Genomic DNA, 18,361 nt, shown 5'->3' with positions numbered 1-18,361 from the left:
ATGCCGGTACTGGTGATCACGGGGACGGGCACGGAGGTCGGCAAGACCGTCACCACCGCCGCCGTCGCCGCCGCGGCGCTCGCGGCGGGGCGCTCGGTGGCCGTGCTGAAGGCCGCGCAGACGGGCGTACGGCCGGACGAGCGCGGGGACGCCGACGAGGTCGCGCGGCTCGCGGGTCCGCTCACGGCGACCGAAATGGCCCGCTTTCCCGAACCGTTGGCGCCTGGTACGGCGGCCCGGCGGGCCGGGATGGCACCGGTGCGGCCGCGGGAGGTGGCCGACCGGGCGGCCAAGCTGGCCACCGAGCACGATCTGGTGCTGGTCGAGGGCGCGGGCGGGCTGCTCGTCCGTTTCGACGCGGCCGGCGGCACGCTGGCCGACGTGGCCCGGCTGCTGGACGCACCCGTGCTGGTCGTGGCCTCGGCCGGGCTCGGCACCCTGAACACCACGGAGCTGACGGCCCGCGAACTGCGGCGCCGGGAGCTGGAGTTGGCGGGCGTGGTCATCGGCAGCTGGCCCGGCTCCCCCGACCTCGCCGCCCGCTGCAACGTGGCCGACCTGCCGGAGGTGGCGGGGGCTCCGCTGCTGGGGGCGATTCCCGCCGGGGCGGGAGCGGTGCCGCCCGACGACTTCCGGATTGCCGCGCCGGGTTGGCTCGCGCCCCGGCTGGACGGGGTGTGGGACGCGGAGGCGTTCCGGGTGCGCGTAGCGCCGTAGGGGTGCCCTCGTGCTTCCCGGGGGACAATCCCCCTGAGAACGTCCTCCGGGAGGTGCCATGCGACTGACGTCGGCCGGGTCTGCCAAGGTGGCCCCGAGTCCCGTCCACCACCCGCTGTTCGCCCGGTTCTACGCCCGCTGCAGCGTGAACGCCGAGACCCGGCTCGGTCTGGCCGGGGTGCGGACGCGGCTGCTCGCCGGGCTGTCCGGGCGGGTGATCGAGATCGGCGCGGGGAACGGGCTGAACTTCGCGCACTACCCCGCCGCCGTCGCCGAGGTCGTCGCGCTCGAACCGGAGCCGCTGCTCAGGCAGTTGGCCCGGCAGGCCGCGCTGCGTGCCGAGGTGCCGGTCGACGTCGTACCGGGCGCGGCGGAGGCGCTGCCCGTCAAGAGCGAAGCCTTCGACGCGGCCGTGCTGTCGCTGGTGCTGTGCAGCGTGCGGGACGTGGCGCGGACGCTGGCCGAGGTACGGCGGGTGCTGCGGCCCGGCGGCGAGGTCCGGTTCTTCGAGCACGGGCAGGGCGGCGGCCGGGCGATGACGCTGACCCAGCAGGCCCTGGACCGCACCGTGTGGCCCGCCCTGTTCGGCGGCTGTCATGTGGCCCGCGAGCCGGTCGCCGCGCTGCGCGAGGCCGGGTTCGAACTCGGGCCGTACCGGCAGCTGTCGCTGCCGGAGAAGGGCCCGAAGCTGCCGACCTCGTACGGGGTGCTGGGCGTCGCCTGGCGGCCGGGGGAGCCGGAGGCCCGCTGACCGGACACCTGTCGTACGGCCCTCGTCAGATACTCCAGCGCCGCAGCTCCCGCGCGATGTCGTCCACGTCGGCGCCGCCGTCCTTCACCAGCCGGGCGAGGTCGCGCACCTGTTCCGCCGTGGTGACGACCTTGGCACCGCTCGCGACCAGGTAGGCGTAGGCGACAGCGGAGGCGAACAGCGCGTTGGAGCGTTCCAGCGCCGGTACGTGGATCAGCAGCTGGAGCAGGGACGCGGCGCGGGCATGCGGGTCGTCGTAGACGGGCACGCCGAATATCTCGGCCCTGTGCCGGGCGACGGCGGCGATCAGCGCGCCCCAGTCGGTGACCTGCGGGTCCCCGGGGGTGCGCTGTTCGGCGAGCATGAGCAGCCAGGCGAGGTCGATGCTGAGCTCGTTCAAGGGATCAGCGGCCGTCCCCGGTGCCGGTACCGGTGCCTCGGGGTTCGGTGAACTCCTCGGCGAACACGGTCTCGTACTGCTTCATGAAGTCGGCGGCGGCCTCCACGAACGTCCGGCCGGCCTCCCCGGTGTCCTGTCTGACCAGCTCTTCGATATAGCGGTTGACGCTGATGCCACGGGCCAGGGCGCGTTCGCGGGCCGCGCGGGCGGTGCCTTCGTCCACGCGCACGTTCAGCTGGGTCTTCGCCATGCTTCGACGCTAGCGCCGAGACGCTAGCAAGGGCAAGGGCGCGCGGAATCAGTGCGCCCGGTCGGCCTGTCCCCTACGCTCGCCCGGGACGGGCGGTTCCGGCGAACGGGAGGCGGTCTTGTCCACACCTGCTGCGCAGCACGCGTCGGGCCGCATGCCGGACGGCGGGATCGCGGCCCGCGCCCGGGGGCTGACCAAGGCCTACGGCTCCGGCGAGGCGGCCGTGCTCGCCCTGGACTCGGTGGACGTGGACATCGCGCGCGGCCGGTTCACCGCCGTGATGGGCCCCTCGGGCTCCGGCAAGTCCACGCTCATGCACTGTCTGGCGGGGCTCGACACCGTGTCGGCCGGCCGGGTGTGGCTGGGCGACACCGAGATCACCGGGCTGAAGGAACGGGAGCTGACCCGGCTGCGGCGGGACCGGATCGGGTTCATGTTCCAGTCGTTCAACCTCATCCCGACGCTCACGGCCGCCGAGAACATCACGCTGCCGATGGCCATCGCGGGCCGCGGACCCGACAAAGAATGGCTGGACCAGGTGATCGACACGCTCGGCCTGCGGGACCGGCTGAAGCACCGGCCCGCGCAGCTCTCCGGCGGTCAGCAGCAGCGGGTCGCGTGCGCGCGGGCGCTGGTCTCCCGGCCGGAGCTGATCTTCGCCGACGAGCCGACCGGCAACCTGGACTCGCGGGCCGGCCTGGAGGTGCTGGGCTTCCTGCGCGGTGCGGTGGACGAACTCGGGCAGTCGGTCGTCATGGTCACCCACGACCCCGGCGCCGCCGCCCACTCCGACCTGGTGCTCTTCCTCGCGGACGGGCGGATCGTGGACGAGATGGCAGAGCCGACGGCGGAGGCCGTACTCGACCGCATGCGCGTTTTCCCTGAGGGGAACCCCCAGACCCCCGGTTTCGACGTCGCCCGGGACAGGCTCGACGACGACAGCGCCGCCGCCCAGGAGGACTGACCCGGTGCTCAAGGCGACCCTGAGGAGTTTCCTCGCGCACAAGGGGCGGCTCGCCCTGTCCGCGCTGGCGGTGATCCTGTCCGTGGCGTTCGTCGCGGGCAGCCTGATCTTCTCCGACACCGTCACCCGTACCTTCGACCGGCTCTTCGCCTCCACGGCCGCGGATGTGACCGTACAGCCGAAGCAGGGCCTGAAGTCCCGGGTGCCCGGCGGCACCGTGCAGACCGTGCCCGCCGCGCTGCGGGACCGGGTGGCGCGGGTGCCCGGGGTCACGGCGGCCCGTGCGGACGTCAAGGTGCAGAACGTCGTCGTGGTCGACGGCCACGACAAGTCCGTCGGACCGACCACCGGCGCCCCCACCATCGCCACCGCCTGGTACGTCACCCGGCACAGCTCTGTGGAGCTGACCTCCGGCCACGCACCGAGGGGTGCGGGCGAGGCGCTGCTGGACGCGGACACCGCCGGCAAGAAGCACGTGCGGATCGGCGACACGCTGACGGTGCAGGCGCAGCCGGGTACGTTCCGGGTGCGGGTCGTCGGGATCGCCACGTTCACCACGACCAACCCGGGCGCGGCCCTGGTCTTCCTGGACCCGGCGGTGGCGGGCCGGGAGCTGCTCGGCTCCCAGGCGCTGGCGACGAGTGTCTCGGCGGACGCGGCGAAGGGCGTGCCGGACGCCGAACTCAAGCGGCGTGTCGGCCGGGCGATCGGCACCGGCACCTACGACCTGAAGACGGCGGGCGAGCAGGCCAAGTCGGCGGCGGCCGCGCTCGGCCCGTTCCTGGACGTGATCAAGTACGTGATGCTCGGTTTCGCCGGGGTCGCGTTGCTCGTCGGTGTGTTCCTCATCGTCAACACCTTCTCCATGCTGATCGCCCAACGCACCCGTGAGCTGGGCCTGTTGCGGGCGCTCGGTGCGGACCGGCGGCAGGTGCGGCGCTCGGTGCTGACCGAGGCGCTGCTGCTCGGGCTGGTCGGTTCGACGCTCGGCCTCGGTGCCGGGATCGGGCTGGCGCTGGGGCTGATCCGGCTGATGAGCGCGTTCGGGATGAACCTGAAGGCCACGGAGATGGTCCTCGGCTGGGAGACGCCCGTCGCCGCGTACGTCGTCGGTCTGGGCGTCACCTTCGTGGCCGCGTATCTGCCCGCGCGGCGGGCGGCGGCGGTGTCGCCGATGGCGGCCCTGGTGGACGCCGAGGTCGCCGGTGTCGGCAAGCCGCTCGCGGTGCGGGCGGTCGTCGGCGCGGTGCTGGGGGCGGCCGGGGCGGCGGCGCTGGGCGGGTGCGCGGCGGCCACGAGGACGGCGCAGGCGGCCTCACTGCTGGGCGTCGGCGTGGTACTGACGCTGATCGCGACCGTGGTCGCCGGGCCGCTGCTGGTGCGGCCGGTGATCCGGGTGCTGGGTGCGGCCTTCCCCGCGCTGTTCGGCCCGGTCGGACGGATGAGCCAGCGCAACGCCCTGCGCAATCCCCGCCGTACCGGCGCCACGGCGGCCGCGCTCATGGTGGGCCTGGCCCTGGTCGGCGGGATGTCGGTGGCGAGCGCCTCGATGTCGGCGTCGTTCGACCGGCAGATCGACCGGACGCTCGGTGCCGACTTCATCATCCAGAACGCCAACTTCACGCCGTTCACGAAGGAGGTGCGGGACACCGCCGCCGGCACGCACGGCGTCGGGCTCGTGGTGCGCCGGCGGCTCACCCCGGTCGCCGTACGGCTGCCGGACGGGGACCGGGTCGAGACGTCCGCCGTCGGGTACGGGCCGGGGCTCGACGACGTCGTGCACATCACGTACGCGCGAGGAGGCTCGGCGGCCGCGCTGGCGGACGGTCACCTCGCCATGGACGCCGGTTTCGCCAAGGACCACGGGGTGCGGATGGGCAGCGTGCTCCCGGTGGAGTTCCCCGGCAGCCGGCACACGCAGCTGACCGTCGCGGCGCTGACCGACCAGGACACGGCGGAGGGCTTCGGCTCCCAGGGCGGCCTGTACTTCGGCCTCGGCACGTTCGAGAGGTACGTGCCCAGCGGCCAGGACTCCGTGCTCTACGTCGACGCGGCCGCCGGCACGAAACCGCAGGACCTGCGCCCCCGGCTGGAGCGGGCGCTGAAGCCCTTCCCCCAGGTGCAGGTGCGCAACCAGACCGACTACAAGCAACTGATCCACGATCAGATCGCCGTCCTGCTGTATCTGGTGTACGCCTTGCTGGCGCTGGCGATCGTCATCGCCGTGCTCGGTGTGGTCAACACCCTCGCTCTGTCGGTGGTGGAGCGCACCCGGGAGATCGGGCTGCTGCGCGCGATCGGGCTGGGGCGACGGCAGTTGCGGCGGATGATCCGGCTGGAGTCGGTGGTGATCGCGGTGTTCGGCGCGGTCCTCGGCCTGGGGCTGGGCCTGGTGTGGGGCGTGTGCATGCAGCGGGTACTGGCCCTGCGCGGCCTGAAGGAACTGGCCATTCCCTGGACCACGATCGTCGCGGTCGTACTCGGTTCGGCGGTGGTCGGCGTGGTGGCAGCGCTGCTGCCGGCGCTGCGGGCGTCCCGGATGAACGTGCTGGCGGCGATCGCCCACGAGTGACGGCCCCACGGGCGGCACCTGCCCCCCGAGTGGCTCCCGGGCGATGGTCACGCCTGCCCACTGACGGTGATCGCTCACGGCTGACGGCCGTCTCCGCCCAGGCGGGCCGTCGGCGTGATGGAATCGCGGGAGGAGGCTCAAGTCGTCTGCTGTCGGGGAGAGTTCATGTCGCGTCCGTTCCGCTTCGGGGTCACCCTGTTCACGCCCGCGTCCGCCGCCGAGTGGCGGGCGAGGTGCCGTCGGGCCGAGGAGCTGGGGTACGACGTGCTCCTCGTCCCGGATCACCTCGGCATGGTCGCGCCGTTCCCGGCGCTGGTCGCGGCGGCCGAGGCGACGCAGCGGCCCCGGCTCGGCACGTTCGTGCTCAACGCGGGCTTCTGGAATCCGGCGCTGCTGGCCCGCGAGGCGGCGACCACCGACGCGCTCACCGGCGGGCGCCTGGAACTCGGGCTCGGCACCGGGTACGTGCCGGCCGAGCACGAGGAGGCCGGGCTGCCGTACGGCTCGGCGCGCGAGCGGGTGGACCATCTCGCGCACACGGCCGGCGAGGTGGCCCGGCTGCTGGGCTCGGCCGAGTTCCAGCCCCGGCCCGCCCAGTCCCGGGTGCCGCTGCTGATCGGCGCCAACGGCGACCGGATGCTGCGGCTGACCGCCGAGCACGCGGACATCGCGGCCTTCACCGGAGCCCGGCCGGCCGCCACGCCCGGGAAGCTGGAGCCCCTCACCGCCGAGGAGCTGGACGAGCGGGTGACCCGCTACCGGGACCTGGCGGCGGGCCGGGCCGAGCAGGCGGAGCTGAACCTGCTCCTGCAGCTGGTGGCGGTCACCGACGACCCCGAGCCCGTGCTGAAGCCCCTGCTGGAACGGCAGCCGCAGCTGTCCCTGGAGCAGGCGCTGTCCCTGCCCATCGTGCTGGCCGGCCCGCTGGACGACCTCGTGGCACGGCTGCGGGCGCAGCGCGAGCGGTTCGGGTTCTCGTACCTGACCGTCCTGGAGCCGTCCATGGAGGCGTTCGCGCCGGTGATGGAGCGGCTGCGCGCGGAGTCCGCATAGTGGAAATCGGCGTGCGGGCGCGGTGTGCGTGATCCGATGCCTCCCATGACCGAACTGCGCATACGCCCCGCCCTCCCGCACGACCTCGACACCGTGCTCGCCTTCTGGAAGACGGCCGCCGAGGGCACCAGCATCAGTGACGACCGGGAGGGGGTGGAGCGTCTGGTCGCCCGTGACCCCGAGGCGCTCATCCTCGCCGAGCTGAACGGCGAGCTGGTGGGCACGGTGATCGCCGGCTTCGACGGCTGGCGCTGCCATCTGTACCGGCTCGCGGTGCGTCCCGAGCGGCGCCGGCAGGGCATCGGCTCGGCGCTGCTGACCGCCGCCGAGGAGCGCTTCGTACGGCTCGGCGGCCGGCGCGCGGACGCGATGGTGCTGGTCCGCAACGAGACCGCGCACCACGCGTGGAGTGCGGCCGGATACGAGACGCAGGAGCAGTGGCGGCGCTGGGTGAAGCCGCTCGCCGACTGAGCCGGACAGCATGCTTTGCTCATCCTTTACCATTGAGGGAGCAGTCAGCACTCGATCCTCGATGAAAGGTTGTGAGCGTCCGCCCATGGGCGAGCCTCCCAGTCCGCGACACCGCGCGTTCCGTCCTGCCCTGTCCGATGCTGGGACGAGGGTGACCCGATGACCGAAGTGCTGCTCCTCCTCGTGGCGATCCTGCTGTCACTCGCCTGCGGTGCCTTCGTGGCGGCGGAGTTCTCGCTGACCACGGTGGAGCGCGGCGAGCTGGAGCGGGCCGCCGAGCGCGGCGAGCGGGGCGCGGCCGGTGCCCTGAAGGCCGTACGGAGCCTGACCTTCCAGCTGTCCGGCGCCCAGCTCGGCATCACGGTGACGAACCTGGTCGTCGGCATGCTCGCCGAGCCGTCCATCGCCAAGCTGCTCGCCGGACCGTTCCGCGCGATGGGCCTGTCGGGCGGTACGGCGAGTTCGGTCGCGCTCGTGCTCGGTACGGCGCTGTCGACGGTGTTCCTGATGGTCGTCGGCGAGCTGGTGCCGAAGAACTGGGCGATCTCCTCACCCCTGGCCGTGGCCAGGCGGGTGGGCAACGCGCAGCGCTGGTTCAGCGCGGCCTTCCGGCCCTTCATCACGCACCTGAACAACACGGCCAACCATGTCGTACGCCGGCTGGGCATAGAGCCGGCCGAGGAGCTGGCCTCCGCGCGCGGCCCGCAGGAACTGGCGGCGCTCGCCCGGCACTCCGCCAAGGAGGGCGCGCTGGAGCCGGACACCGCCGAGCTGTTCGTGCGCACGCTGAACCTGGCCGACCTCACGGCCGAGAACGTGATGACCCCGCGTGTGCAGGTCATCGCCCTGGAGGCGCAGGCGACCTGCGAGGACGTGGCGAACGCGACCCGGGCCACCGGTCTGTCCCGGTTCCCCGTCTACCGGGGCACCCTGGACTCGGTCGTCGGCACCGCCCACATCAAGGATGTGCTGGCCGTCCCCGCCGACCAGCGGCGCCACCGCAGGGTCTTCCAGGTGATGCGCGAGCCGCTGCTCGTGCCCGAGTCCCTGACCGTGGACCGGCTGCTGGACCGGCTCGGCGGCCGGCGCACGATGGCGGTCGTCATCGACGAGTACGGCGGCACGGCGGGCGTGGCCACGCTGGAGGACATCGTGGAGGAGGTCGTCGGCGAGGTGCGGGACGAGCACGACCCGCACGAGACGCCCGACCTCGCTGCGGCCGGCGCGGACGAGCACGGCCGGGCCCTGTACTCGGCCGACGGCGCCGCCCGCACCGACCAGCTCGCGCGTGTGGGACTGCGCGTGCCCGAGGGACCGTACGAGACCCTGGCCGGTCTGGTCGCCACCCGGCTGGGCCGGATACCGCGGACCGGTGACTCGGTCGAGGTCGCCGGCTGGCGGCTGGACGTGGTGGACGCCTCCGGCCGCCGGGCGGCCCGGGTGCTGCTGCGCGCGCCGCTGGACGACGAACGCAGCCACGAGAGCCCGAAGGAGGCGCGATGACCGCCGTACAGCTGCTGATCGGGCTGGCGACGCTCGTCGTCAACGCCTTCTTCGTCGGCGCCGAGTTCGCGCTGATCTCCGTGCGCCGCTCGCAGATCGAGCCGCTGGCCCAGGAGGGCGACCGGCGGGCGAAGAGCGTGCTGTGGGGTCTGGAGCACGTCTCCGCGCTGCTGGCCGCCGCCCAGCTGGGCATCACGCTGTGCACGCTGGTCCTCGGTGTGGTCGCCGAGCCGGCGATCGCGCATCTGCTGGAGCCGGTGTTCCACGCGGTCGGGGTATCCGTGAGCGCGGGCCACGCGGTGTCCTTCGTGATCGCGCTGACCCTGGCGACGTATCTGCACATGCTGCTGGGCGAGATGGTCCCGAAGAACATCTCCCTGGCGGAGCCGGTGCGCAGCGCGCTGCTGCTCGGCCCGCCGCTGGTGGCGCTGTCCCGGGCGCTGCGGCCGGTGATCTTCACGATCAACGCGTTCGCCAACGGGCTGCTGAAGCTGCTGCGGGTGGAGGCGAAGGGCGAGGTCGCGGCGACCTTCACGGACGCCGAGCTGGCCGAGATCGTCAAGGACGCCGGCGAGGCCGGTCTGCTCGACGGCCGGGCCCAGGAGCGGCTGCACGACGCCCTGGAGCTGGGCAGCCGGCCGGTGCGGGACGTCGTGGTGCCGCTGGAGAAGGTCGTCTACGCGCGCGTGGGGGTCACCCCGGAGGAGCTGGAGCGGCTGACGGCCGAGTCGGGCTTCTCCCGGTTCCCGGTGGTCGACGTGGGCCGGCGGATCGTGGGCTACCTGCACGTCAAGGACGCCTTGGACGCCTCTCCCCGGGACATCCCGTTCCGCCTCCGGGACATGCGCTCCATCGCCCGTGTCCGCGAAAGCACCCCCCTGGACGACGTCCTCACAGCGATGCGCGGCAGCCGCACCCACCTGGCAGCGGTCCTCGGCGACGACGGCCGCCTGGCCGGCCTGGTGACCATGGAGGACGTACTGCGAGAACTCTTCGGCCAGCCGGCCTGAACCTCCCGCACATCCGGCGCCGAGGGCCGTGTCCGCACCGGGCGAGCGTATTCGGCGCCGAACCGGCGGGCGGCCGGCGGATACGTCCGGACCGGGCGGTCACGTACGGCGTCGGCCCCTGGCGGGCGGACAAGGCTGATCCCGGCGCGAGGGCAGGGTTCTGTCCCGGCGCGAGGACACGGCTGGCCCGGGCGGTCACGTACGGCGCCGGCCCCTGGCGAGTGGACAAGGCTGATCCCGGCCGAAAGGGCTGGACCGGGCGGGGAGGGTGAGGCTGGTCCCGGCGGACGGTAGAGCTGTGGCCCTGGCGGGCGGGTATGGCTGGGCCCGGCGCAGGTAGGGCCTTGGCCCCGGCAGACCATTACGGCTGGACCCGGCGGGCGGGCAGGTAGCGCTGTGGACCCGGGCGGGCGGTTATGGCTGGACCCAGCGGACAGGTAGGACCCTGGCCCTGGCAGGCCAATATGGCTGGACCTAGCAGGAGGGCACAGCACCGGACCCGGCGAGCAGCACCAGCCGGGCCTGGCGGACAGGACCGGCCAGGACTGTGGCCCTGGCGCACGGATACGGCTGGACCCGGCGGGCGGGTACGACTCTGGCCCCGGCAGGCCGATACGGCTGGACCCAGCAGGAGGGCACAGCACCGGACCCGGCGAGCAGCACCAGCCGGGCCTGGCGGACAGGACCGGCCAGGACTGTGGCCCTGGCGCACGGATACGGCTGGACCCGGCGGGCGGGTACGACTCTGGCCCCGGCAGGCCGATACGGCTGGACCCAGCAGGAGGGCACAGCACCGGACCCGGCGAGCGGCACCGACCAGGTCTGACGTGCGGGATCGGCCGGTCGGCCCTGACCCGGTCCGATCCGGCCTGCGTCGGCCCCCGGGCCCTGGTCCCCGGTCCTCGGTCCTCGGTCCTCGGTCCCGCAGGATTCAAGCCCCCGGTGCCTGGCCGGTCCGATTCGCCCCCGCTCGATCCGCCCGGTCCCGTCGGCCCGGTCGGCCCGGTCGGCTCGGGCCCGGGCTGGTTTCCGGGGGTGACCGACCGGCGGGTATGGCGGCGGGATAGCATCGCTGACGCCATGCAGACGAATCCCGCATCTCCGCCATACAGCAGCCTGGTCGCGGTCGGCGACTCCTTCACCGAGGGCATGTCGGACCTGCTGCCCGACGGTTCCTACCGGGGCTGGGCCGATGTGCTCGCCGCGCGGATGGCCGCCCGGACACCGAGCTTCCGGTACGCCAACCTGGCCGTGCGCGGCAAGCTGATCGGGCAGATCGTCGACGAGCAGGTGGACCGGGCGGCGGCCATGAACGCCGACGTGGTCACGCTGGTCGGCGGCCTCAACGACACCCTGCGGCCCAAGTGCGACATGGGCCGGGTGAAGGGCCTGCTGACCGAGGCCGTGGAACGCCTCGCACCGTCCTGCCGGCAGCTCGTGCTGATGCGCAGCCCCGGCCGCCAGGGCCCGGTGCTGGAGCGCTTCCGGCCGCGTATGGAGGAGCTGTTCGCCTGTGTGGAGGAGCTGGCCGCGAAGCACGGCGCGGTCGTCGTCGACCTGTACGGCGCGCCCGCGCTGGGCGATCCCCGGCTGTGGGACGTGGACCGGCTGCATCTGACGGCGGAGGGGCACCGCAGGGTCGCCGAGGCGGTGTGGCAGACGCTCGGGTACGAGCCGGAGGACACCGAGTGGCGGGTGCCGATGGCGGCCACACCCCCGCCCGGCTGGGTCACGCGCCGGGTCGCGGACGCCCGGTTCGCCCGGCAGCATCTGCTGCCCTGGATCGGCCGCCGCCTGACCGGCCGCTCCTCCGGAGACGGCCGGACAGGCGCCCACTTTAGCGCTGAGCTGGGCAAAGCCTTCTGGGTCACCCCCGCGGACCACACAAACCCCGGCCCTGTGACGGACTGGCGACGGGTGGGGCCCTGATATGTAGGGCGGTTTGTCAAGGCGTGCAGGGGTGACCTGCCCCCGAGGTAGTGGATGGGGGCTGGTGGGGGTCCGGGTGGGGTGCGTGTCAGCCCGGCCCACCACCGGGCCACGCCCGGGCTTGTGAGCGTGGGGGTGGTTTACGGGTCCATCGTGGCCAGGTTTCAGCAATGGGCCGGCAGGATGCGCGAGGAGGACATCCAGGTCGGCAGGGCGCACAGGTAGCCCGCGAGGACAACGAAGCCGCCGGCCAGGAGGCCGATGAGGGGTAGGCAGGCCGGTTCCGCGCTCAGTACTGGTGGCTCGGGTACTCGATGGAGCCGGCGTCGACGCCCTGATACCACGTCGCTTTGTCAGGTCGACGCCGGAGGAGGACTTCGACGCGATGGCGTTGGGCACGTCGTTCCACCTCGACGGGCAGGACACGGCGACGGCCGCGGACGCGATGAAGCGGTACTGCGGGCTGCTGGGCGCGCAGGAGAGGGAAGGGAAAACGCCGGCGCAGTGGCCGGCGACAAAGGAGCTGGCGAAGGACGACGCGGAGATGGTGATCGAGGACGGCATCTCCCGGTTCTGCCCGAAGCGCGTCAAGATTCTGAAGTCGGCCGTCGAGGGCAGCTATCTCTCGCCCTCCAGGGCGGACTCCAGCACTAGCGCCGCTTGCGCTTCTTCTTGCTCCGGTTGTCGGCGCTCGGCTTGGCACGGCTCGGCCGGCCGGGCGCCGTCGGGTTCGCCGCGGCCTCACGCAGGCCGATCCGGCGAGTCTGCCAGACAGTCAGCTCCCACAACCCGATCGCGACGCCGACTCCCACGACGCCGACGGGGAGGGAGCTGAAGTCGGCATCGGCGGGCTGCGGGGCCAGCCAGCCGCTCGGGTCGACCAGCAGGTCCTCGGTGGTGCCCGCGTCCTCCGTGCCGTTGCAGCCCATGCCGACGATGTCGGCGTGGGCCATCGGCCTGCCGTCGGTCCGCTTCAGCCTGCAGTGGTAGATCGGGCCGGTCTTGCCCTTGGTGGTGTACACCGAGGTGATCCGCACCTCGGTACGCTGCCCCTGGCTCTGCATCAGCGCGGCCTGGAAGACCAGCCCAGAGCCGAGCTCGACGGCCAGTCCGATGATCAGCCCGGCGAAGAACACCCACCCCTTGGTCGCGGTCGCCATCAGCACCGCGATCGCGAGGGCCACGGTCAGCACTCCGAGGATCAGCGCCGCCGGAAACCAGTCCGGGCTGGTGCCGAGCACGCCGATGCCCACCATCAGCAGGGGGACGAGCGCGGCTGTGCGGGCGAGCCGGCGCACCACGTGCGGCGGCCAGGCCACGTTCTTCCGCGACCCGGGCGCCATCAGCGGCCCTCGAACCGGCGCAGCCCGACCCGCCGGGACAGCCAGACCAGCAGCTCGAAGAGCACCAGTACCACCGGCAGGGCCCACGCGGCGATGTCGATCCCGCTGTAGTCCGTCTCGGCCAGCTCCGGCGCCGTCCAGCCGTGCGGGTCGACGAGCACGTCCTCGGTCTGCCCGACCTCCATCGGCCCGTCGCAGGAGTCGTTGCCCAGCTCGGCGTGCTTGAGCGGCTTGCCGTCCACCCGCCCCAGAAGGCAGGTGTATTCCGGCCCGTGCTTGCCCTGGTACGTCTTCACCGAGGTGACCCGCACCTCCACCCGCTGCCCTTGGTGCGCCATCACCTCTGCCTGCAGCACCGGCCCCGGCCCGGACAGCGCGGCGATCCCCACGATCACCCCGCCGACGATCAACCACCCGTTCGGCGCTGCGGTGATCATCAGCGAGAGAGTCGCGATCAGCGCGAAGGTCCCGAGCACCAGTCCGAGCCCGCTCCAGTCCGGATTGGCGGCCAGCAACGACAGCCCGACGATCATCGGCGGACCGAAAAACGCCATCGTGGTCAGCCGGCGGACCTGCCGGGACGAGGTGGCGGTGGCTATTCGAGGCACGGCGTCAGTGTGACGAACGGGGTCGTCAGGCTGAAGAGCGGGGTCCGTGACTACAGTCGTCGCTCTCGATGAGCACCTGCGATCCGAGCGATGTGGCATGCCTGGTGCACCGGGCACCGGCCCTGGCATGCCGAATGACCTCTAAATGTGGTGTCTCGGGACCTTGGTTACGCGAAGTCCTCGCAGGTGAGCCGCTGCGGGATGTCCGCGAGTGGTTCGGGTGGCTGGTCGGAGACGATCCGGTAGTCGCTTCCGGCGATCCGGCCGAGGGGCGGTCGGCCGCCGAGCGCGGCGTGCGATGAGATGACACACCTACTGCCCCACCGTAGGTCGGCGCCGTCCCAGTCCCGGCCGCCGGGACCGGTCAGTAGACGGCGAACCCCATCAGCACCAAACCCCAGGGCGCGAAGATCACTGGAACTGATATGAGCCAGCCCATCCTCCAGGAGGTCCTGGACCCGATGAAGACGCAGAACAGCGCCATCAGGATTGTGTAGATCAGGAAGGCGTATGCGATGACCACCGCGCCCGAACCCACCGTGCCTCCTCGTGAGATCTGCCGCGCGGATGACGGCAGTTCCCTCTCGACTCCCGGACTGCCATTTGAACATGTTCAAATCCTGTTGGGTCAAACGTTTCGGGAAGATGGCGTACGCAAGGTGGCGTGGGCAGCCGGCCGGTGCCGCGAGGCAGGGCCGCCGCGGCCGTAGGTGCATCGGCGTCTCGTGCTGCCACCCCTTGTACGTGCGCCGGGGCTGCTGCACTTACGGGCCCACGAGCCGTTGCGGATCGGGGCGTGGTGGACGGTGGCTCGCGACGCATCCCGCCCGGTTCCGGTCCATTCGACGTCGTACACGACAGGAGGAGCGAGAGCGAGACCCGATGCCGTCCCGGTTGCTGCCGGTAGGCAACGCCAAGGGCCGCGGAACGAGTGCCTGGGGAAACGGCACAGCCTCGATCGTCTTGACACCGAGGCCCATTCGACACGCCGGCAACATCACACGAAAAGAGCCTGGTCGACGACGTTCGCCGGTTCGCTATCGTGCCACCCGGCGATGGCCGCCCGGACAAGCGCCCGAAGCTGCTGCCGTACGAGGGCCAGGCGTAGCCTCCGCGCACGACGTGACGGGCCTCTCGTAGCTTCCGCCGAACCGGGGCCTGGCGCTGGCCTGCACAAACCACCAGTAGAATCCATACACGTGACTTCTGCCGCGCCCGCCAAGCCCCGCATCCCGAACGTCCTCGCCGGACGCTACGCCTCCGCCGAGCTCGCCACGCTCTGGTCCCCCGAACAGAAGGTGAAGCTGGAGCGGCAGCTCTGGCTCGCCGTGCTGCGGGCCCAGAAGGACCTCGGCATCGAGGTGCCGGACGAGGCGATCGCCGACTACGAGCGCGTCCTCGACACCGTCGACCTGGCCTCGATCTCCGAGCGCGAGAAAGTCACCCGGCACGATGTGAAGGCGCGGATCGAGGAGTTCAACGACCTCGCCGGGCACGAGCACGTGCACAAGGGCATGACCTCCCGTGACCTCACCGAGAACGTGGAGCAGCTGCAGATCCGGCTCTCGCTGGAGCTGATGCGCGACCGTACGGTGGCGGTCCTCGCGCGCCTCGGCAAGCTGGCCGGCGAGTACGCCGAGCTGGTCATGGCCGGCCGCTCGCACAACGTGGCCGCGCAGGCCACCACCCTCGGCAAGCGTTTCGCCACCGCCGCCGACGAGCTGCTCGTCGCCTACGGCCGCGTCGAGGAGCTGCTCGGCCGCTACCCGCTGCGCGGCATCAAGGGCCCGGTCGGCACCGCGCAGGACATGCTGGACCTGCTGGGCGGCGACGCGGCGAAGCTCGCCGAGCTGGAGAACCGGATCGCCGGGCACCTGGGCTTCGCGCAGGCGTTCACCTCGGTCGGCCAGGTCTACCCGCGCTCGCTGGACTACGAGGTCGTCACCGCCCTGGTGCAGCTGGCGGCGGCGCCGTCCTCGCTGGCCAAGACGATCCGGCTGATGGCCGGGCACGAGCTGGTCACCGAGGGCTTCAAGCCGGGCCAGGTCGGCTCCTCGGCCATGCCGCACAAGATGAACACCCGCTCCTGCGAGCGCGTCAACGGCCTGATGGTCATCCTGCGCGGCTACGCCTCGATGACCGGCGAGCTGGCGGGCGACCAGTGGAACGAGGGCGACGTGTCCTGCTCGGTGGTGCGCCGGGTCGCGCTGCCGGACGCGTTCTTCGCCCTCGACGGCCTGCTGGAGACCTTCCTGACGGTCCTGGACGAGTTCGGCGCCTTCCCGGCGGTCATCGCCCGTGAGCTGGACCGCTACCTGCCGTTCCTCGCCACCACCAAGGTGCTCATGGGCGCCGTGCGCGCCGGGGTCGGTCGTGAGGTCGCGCACGAGGCGATCAAGGAGAACGCCGTCGCCACCGCGCTCGCGATGCGCGAGCAGGGCGCCGAGCGCAACGACCTGCTCGACAAGCTCGCCGCCGACGGCCGTCTTCCGCTCGACCGTGAGCAGCTCTCGGCGCTGATGGCCGACAAGCTGTCCTTCACCGGTGCCGCCGCCGACCAGGTCGGTGTCGTCGTCGGCCGGATCGAGGAGATCGTGAAGCAGCACCCGGAGGCGGCCGGATACACCCCCGGGGCGATCCTCTGACCCGCTTCAGCCGGGAGGAACTGGAGGCCGCCCGCGACCGTCTCGTGCCGGACGTCGTCGCGGACGGCCTCGACATCCTCTTCTGTGGCATCAACCCAGGCTTGCTCACGGCGGCGACCGGTCACCATTTCGCCCGCCCGGGCAACCGCTTCTGGCCGGTGCTGCACCTGTCCGGCTTCACGCCGAGGCTGCTGAAGCCGGCGGAGCAGGGCGAGCTGCTGTCGTACGGGCTGGGCATCACGAACGTGGTGGCGCGGGCGACCGCGCGGGCAGACGAGCTGACCGCCGAGGAGTACGTCGAGGGCGGGCGGCTGCTCACCGCGAAGGTGGCGCGGCTGGCGCCGAGGTGGCTGGCCGTGGTCGGGGTGACCGCGTACCGGGCGGCCTTCGGTGAGCGCACGGCTCAAGTGGGACCGCAGGAGCGGACGTTCGGGGAGACCCGGGTGTGGGTGCTGCCCAATCCGAGCGGGCTGAACGCGCACTGGACGGCGCAGACCATGGCGGAGGAGTTCGCCCGGCTGCGGGCCGCCGCACGCGCCTGACGGTCACGGTCGCGGGCCCAGCGTCACGGCCACGCGCCCAGCGTCCTGGCCCCAGGCCCAGCATCACGGCCGCGCAGGCCAAGCCCCACAGCCGCGGACCCAGAGGTCACGACTGGAGACCCAGCGTCACGGTCACGGGCCCAACGGTCACGGCTGGAGACCCAGCGTCACGGCCACGCGCCCAGCGTCCTGGCCCCAGGCCCAGCATCACGGCCGCGCAGGCCCAGCATCACGGCCGCGCAGGCCAAGCCCCACAGCCGCGGACCCAGAGGTCACGGCCGGATACCCAGCGTCACGGTCACGGGCCCAGTGTCACGGCCGCAGGCCCAGCGTCACGGTCGGGGACTGCTCGACGGTGGCCGGGCGAAGGAGCCGGACCCGCTGCCGGCACCGCGCGGCCGGCGGTCACGGCGGAGGGGTCTCCGTGACCGTGGCCAGGAGGCGAATCTCGTCCGCGTCGTCCCGGTCGGCGACGCCGAGGGCGACCCAGCGGCCGGTCCCCGTCGCCTGCCACACGTCCAGTTCGTCGGTGAGCAGGCTGAGGCCGGCCCAGGGCTCCGGTATCTCCTCGCCCCGGCCCGCGCGCAACCGCACCGTCAGCTGACCCCAGGGAGCCTGCCGGCCCCAGCGCTCGTGCAGCCGCTCCGCTATGGCCTCCCGGTACGCCTGCAGGTCCTCCGCGGCCCGCTGCCGCTCCCCCGCGTCGCCCAGCGCTGTCCCATGGCTCGTCGCTAACTCCACGGTCCGGTGACCGGCGCCTGCCGGAACCGGCTCCGCGCGGCCGTCCTGCGGCGGGGACTCCCCCGCGCACAGCGACTCGATGACGGTCAGGCACTCCGCGATGTCCATGTGCTCCAGTAAAGCGGGCGGCACTGACAATTGGCGGGCCGTCAGGCGTCCCCTCGGTCGAGGCGCCAGGCGCCCGCGAGCAGCGCGGCCGTCGCCCACAGCGCGGTCACCGCGAGCCCGGTCCACGGGCCGAGGGCGCCGTCCCAGGTGCTGTGCAGGGCCACTTGACCGGCGCGGTCGGGCAGGAAGTCGGCGACGCCGGCGGACAGGTCGCCGACGACGAAGGACACGATCAGCACGAACGGGATCAGGACGGACAACGTGGCCACACCGCTGCGCAGCAGGGCCGCGAGTCCGGCTGCGAACAGCGCCATCAGCGTCAGCTGGAGGCAGCAGCCGGCGGCGCCGCGCAGCCCCTCGGTCCACGAGGGCCCGGAGGCGCCGAGAACCGCTTTGCCGACGAGCAGGGTGACCAGCCCGGTCAGGAGGCCTGCTGCCAGCACGGGCATGGCGATCGCCGTGGCCTTGGCGGCGAACCACCGCCGCCGGCCGGGCACCGCCGACAGTGTCAGCCGCAGCGCGCCGCCCCGGAACTCCGTCGCGACGGCCGTCGTCCCGAAGGCGATCGCGGCGATCTGGCCGAGGTTCACGCCGAAGAACACCGAGTACAGCGGGTCCGGGTCGGCGTCACCTGCCGCTCCGACGGCCGAGAACGCGGTGGTGACGAGGAGGATCGCGGCCAGAGCGCCGAGGAGCGAGGGCAGGGTACGGGTCTTGATCCACTCGGCGTGCAGCACGGGTGCGAACGGCATGG

The 18,361-nt window shown here is 72.4% G+C and carries 19 protein-coding genes; 12 read left to right on the top strand and 7 right to left on the bottom strand.

All coding sequences use genetic code 11. The features are described from left to right. Together bioD and O1G22_RS35595 are read left to right on the top strand one after the other, a co-directional pair. Positions 1–717, top strand: a complete 717-nt coding sequence (gene bioD / locus O1G22_RS35600; protein WP_270085057.1) for a dethiobiotin synthase — start codon at positions 1–3, stop codon at positions 715–717. Positions 718–775: 58 nt separating this feature from the next. Beyond that, positions 776–1,468 carry a class I SAM-dependent methyltransferase gene (locus O1G22_RS35595; RefSeq protein WP_270085056.1) on the top strand — a complete coding sequence of 231 codons (693 nt, stop codon included), beginning with the start codon at positions 776–778 and terminating at the stop codon, positions 1,466–1,468. A 25-nt stretch (positions 1,469–1,493) separates the two neighbouring features. Here O1G22_RS35595 and O1G22_RS35590 read toward each other — a convergent pair whose 3' ends face one another. Together O1G22_RS35590 and O1G22_RS35585 are read right to left on the bottom strand one after the other, a co-directional pair. Then, positions 1,494–1,868 carry a fic family toxin-antitoxin system, toxin component gene (locus O1G22_RS35590; RefSeq protein WP_225098881.1) on the bottom strand — a complete coding sequence of 125 codons (375 nt, stop codon included), beginning with the start codon at positions 1,866–1,868 and terminating at the stop codon, positions 1,494–1,496. A 4-nt stretch (positions 1,869–1,872) separates the two neighbouring features. Then, a complete protein-coding gene (locus O1G22_RS35585; RefSeq protein WP_270085055.1) occupies positions 1,873–2,118 on the bottom strand; it encodes a toxin-antitoxin system HicB family antitoxin in 246 nt (81 codons plus the stop codon). Between the two features lie 118 nt (positions 2,119–2,236). Here O1G22_RS35585 and O1G22_RS35580 point away from each other — a divergent pair, with 118 nt between their 5' ends. The 8 genes from O1G22_RS35580 to O1G22_RS35545 all read left to right on the top strand — a co-directional run bounded on the left by O1G22_RS35580 (position 2,237) and on the right by O1G22_RS35545 (position 11,620). Beyond that, the gene (locus O1G22_RS35580; protein ID WP_270085054.1) at positions 2,237–3,082 is read left to right on the top strand and encodes an ABC transporter ATP-binding protein; all 846 of its coding nucleotides are present in this window, start codon (positions 2,237–2,239) and stop codon (positions 3,080–3,082) included. Between the two features lie 4 nt (positions 3,083–3,086). Beyond that, positions 3,087–5,654 (top strand): ABC transporter permease, encoded by a 2,568-nt coding sequence (locus tag O1G22_RS35575; protein ID WP_270085053.1) that lies wholly within the window; start codon positions 3,087–3,089, stop codon positions 5,652–5,654. A 165-nt stretch (positions 5,655–5,819) separates the two neighbouring features. Next, positions 5,820–6,707 (top strand): LLM class F420-dependent oxidoreductase, encoded by an 888-nt coding sequence (locus tag O1G22_RS35570; protein ID WP_270085052.1) that lies wholly within the window; start codon positions 5,820–5,822, stop codon positions 6,705–6,707. A gap of 45 nt (positions 6,708–6,752) precedes the next feature. Then, positions 6,753–7,178, top strand: a complete 426-nt coding sequence (locus O1G22_RS35565) for a GNAT family N-acetyltransferase (protein ID WP_270085051.1) — start codon at positions 6,753–6,755, stop codon at positions 7,176–7,178. A gap of 159 nt (positions 7,179–7,337) precedes the next feature. Beyond that, complete coding sequence (locus O1G22_RS35560) at positions 7,338–8,681, top strand: hemolysin family protein (protein WP_270085050.1); 1,344 nt, start codon at positions 7,338–7,340, stop codon at positions 8,679–8,681. Further along, positions 8,678–9,691 carry a hemolysin family protein gene (locus O1G22_RS35555; RefSeq protein WP_270085049.1) on the top strand — a complete coding sequence of 338 codons (1,014 nt, stop codon included), beginning with the start codon at positions 8,678–8,680 and terminating at the stop codon, positions 9,689–9,691. The genes O1G22_RS35560 and O1G22_RS35555 overlap by 4 nt, the downstream gene beginning before the upstream one ends. A gap of 547 nt (positions 9,692–10,238) precedes the next feature. Next, positions 10,239–10,517 (top strand): hypothetical protein, encoded by a 279-nt coding sequence (locus O1G22_RS35550; RefSeq protein WP_270085048.1) that lies wholly within the window; start codon positions 10,239–10,241, stop codon positions 10,515–10,517. A gap of 254 nt (positions 10,518–10,771) precedes the next feature. Beyond that, entirely contained in the window at positions 10,772–11,620 is an 849-nt protein-coding gene (locus tag O1G22_RS35545) for an SGNH/GDSL hydrolase family protein (protein ID WP_270085047.1), read from the top strand. A 650-nt stretch (positions 11,621–12,270) separates the two neighbouring features. Here O1G22_RS35545 and O1G22_RS35540 read toward each other — a convergent pair. From O1G22_RS35540 to O1G22_RS35530, 3 genes are all read right to left on the bottom strand, one after another. Continuing rightward, positions 12,271–12,963, bottom strand: coding sequence for a hypothetical protein (locus O1G22_RS35540; protein WP_270085046.1), 693 nt, complete (start codon positions 12,961–12,963; stop codon positions 12,271–12,273). After that, positions 12,963–13,571, bottom strand: a complete 609-nt coding sequence (locus O1G22_RS35535; protein WP_270085045.1) for a hypothetical protein — start codon at positions 13,569–13,571, stop codon at positions 12,963–12,965. The genes O1G22_RS35540 and O1G22_RS35535 overlap by 1 nt, the downstream gene beginning before the upstream one ends. A 364-nt stretch (positions 13,572–13,935) precedes the next feature. After that, entirely contained in the window at positions 13,936–14,109 is a 174-nt protein-coding gene (locus O1G22_RS35530) for a hypothetical protein (RefSeq protein WP_270085044.1), read from the bottom strand. 655 nt (positions 14,110–14,764) lie between these two features. Between O1G22_RS35530 and purB the strand changes: the two genes are divergently transcribed. Beyond that, positions 14,765–16,216 carry an adenylosuccinate lyase gene (gene purB, locus O1G22_RS35525; protein WP_270086630.1) on the top strand — a complete coding sequence of 484 codons (1,452 nt, stop codon included), beginning with the start codon at positions 14,765–14,767 and terminating at the stop codon, positions 16,214–16,216. Between the two features lie 44 nt (positions 16,217–16,260). Then, complete coding sequence (gene mug, locus O1G22_RS35520; protein ID WP_270085043.1) at positions 16,261–16,758, top strand: G/U mismatch-specific DNA glycosylase; 498 nt, start codon at positions 16,261–16,263, stop codon at positions 16,756–16,758. A 405-nt stretch (positions 16,759–17,163) separates the two neighbouring features. Here the strand turns inward: mug and O1G22_RS35515 are convergent, their stop codons facing one another. Beyond that, a complete protein-coding gene (locus O1G22_RS35515) occupies positions 17,164–17,607 on the bottom strand; it encodes a hypothetical protein (RefSeq protein WP_270085042.1) in 444 nt (147 codons plus the stop codon). Between the two features lie 41 nt (positions 17,608–17,648). Beyond that, positions 17,649–18,359 carry an ABC transporter permease gene (locus tag O1G22_RS35510; RefSeq protein ID WP_270085041.1) on the bottom strand — a complete coding sequence of 237 codons (711 nt, stop codon included), beginning with the start codon at positions 18,357–18,359 and terminating at the stop codon, positions 17,649–17,651. Between the last annotated feature and the right edge of the window lie 2 nt (positions 18,360–18,361).

The sequence above is a fragment of the Streptomyces camelliae genome (genome assembly GCF_027625935.1).
GTDB lineage: Bacteria > Actinomycetota > Actinomycetes > Streptomycetales > Streptomycetaceae > Streptomyces > Streptomyces camelliae.
Note: the sequence above shows the minus strand (reverse complement) of the source record. Positions and strands in the feature narration are given on the sequence as shown.

Bases quoted from the DNA above. Each gene is read 5' to 3' on its own strand.
- bioD (WP_270085057.1), top strand. From the start codon at position 1: ATGCCGGTACTGGTGATCACGGGGACGGGCACGGAGGTCGGCAAGACC.
- O1G22_RS35595 (WP_270085056.1), top strand. From the start codon at position 776: ATGCGACTGACGTCGGCCGGGTCTGCCAAGGTGGCCCCGAGTCCCGTC.
- O1G22_RS35585 (WP_270085055.1), bottom strand. From the start codon at position 2,118: ATGGCGAAGACCCAGCTGAACGTGCGCGTGGACGAAGGCACCGCCCGC.
- O1G22_RS35570 (WP_270085052.1), top strand. From the start codon at position 5,820: ATGTCGCGTCCGTTCCGCTTCGGGGTCACCCTGTTCACGCCCGCGTCC.
- O1G22_RS35565 (WP_270085051.1), top strand. From the start codon at position 6,753: ATGACCGAACTGCGCATACGCCCCGCCCTCCCGCACGACCTCGACACC.
- O1G22_RS35560 (WP_270085050.1), top strand. From the start codon at position 7,338: ATGACCGAAGTGCTGCTCCTCCTCGTGGCGATCCTGCTGTCACTCGCC.
- O1G22_RS35555 (WP_270085049.1), top strand. From the start codon at position 8,678: ATGACCGCCGTACAGCTGCTGATCGGGCTGGCGACGCTCGTCGTCAAC.
- O1G22_RS35545 (WP_270085047.1), top strand. From the start codon at position 10,772: ATGCAGACGAATCCCGCATCTCCGCCATACAGCAGCCTGGTCGCGGTC.
- O1G22_RS35540 (WP_270085046.1), bottom strand. From the start codon at position 12,963: ATGGCGCCCGGGTCGCGGAAGAACGTGGCCTGGCCGCCGCACGTGGTG.
- O1G22_RS35515 (WP_270085042.1), bottom strand. From the start codon at position 17,607: ATGGACATCGCGGAGTGCCTGACCGTCATCGAGTCGCTGTGCGCGGGG.
- O1G22_RS35510 (WP_270085041.1), bottom strand. From the start codon at position 18,359: ATGCCGTTCGCACCCGTGCTGCACGCCGAGTGGATCAAGACCCGTACC.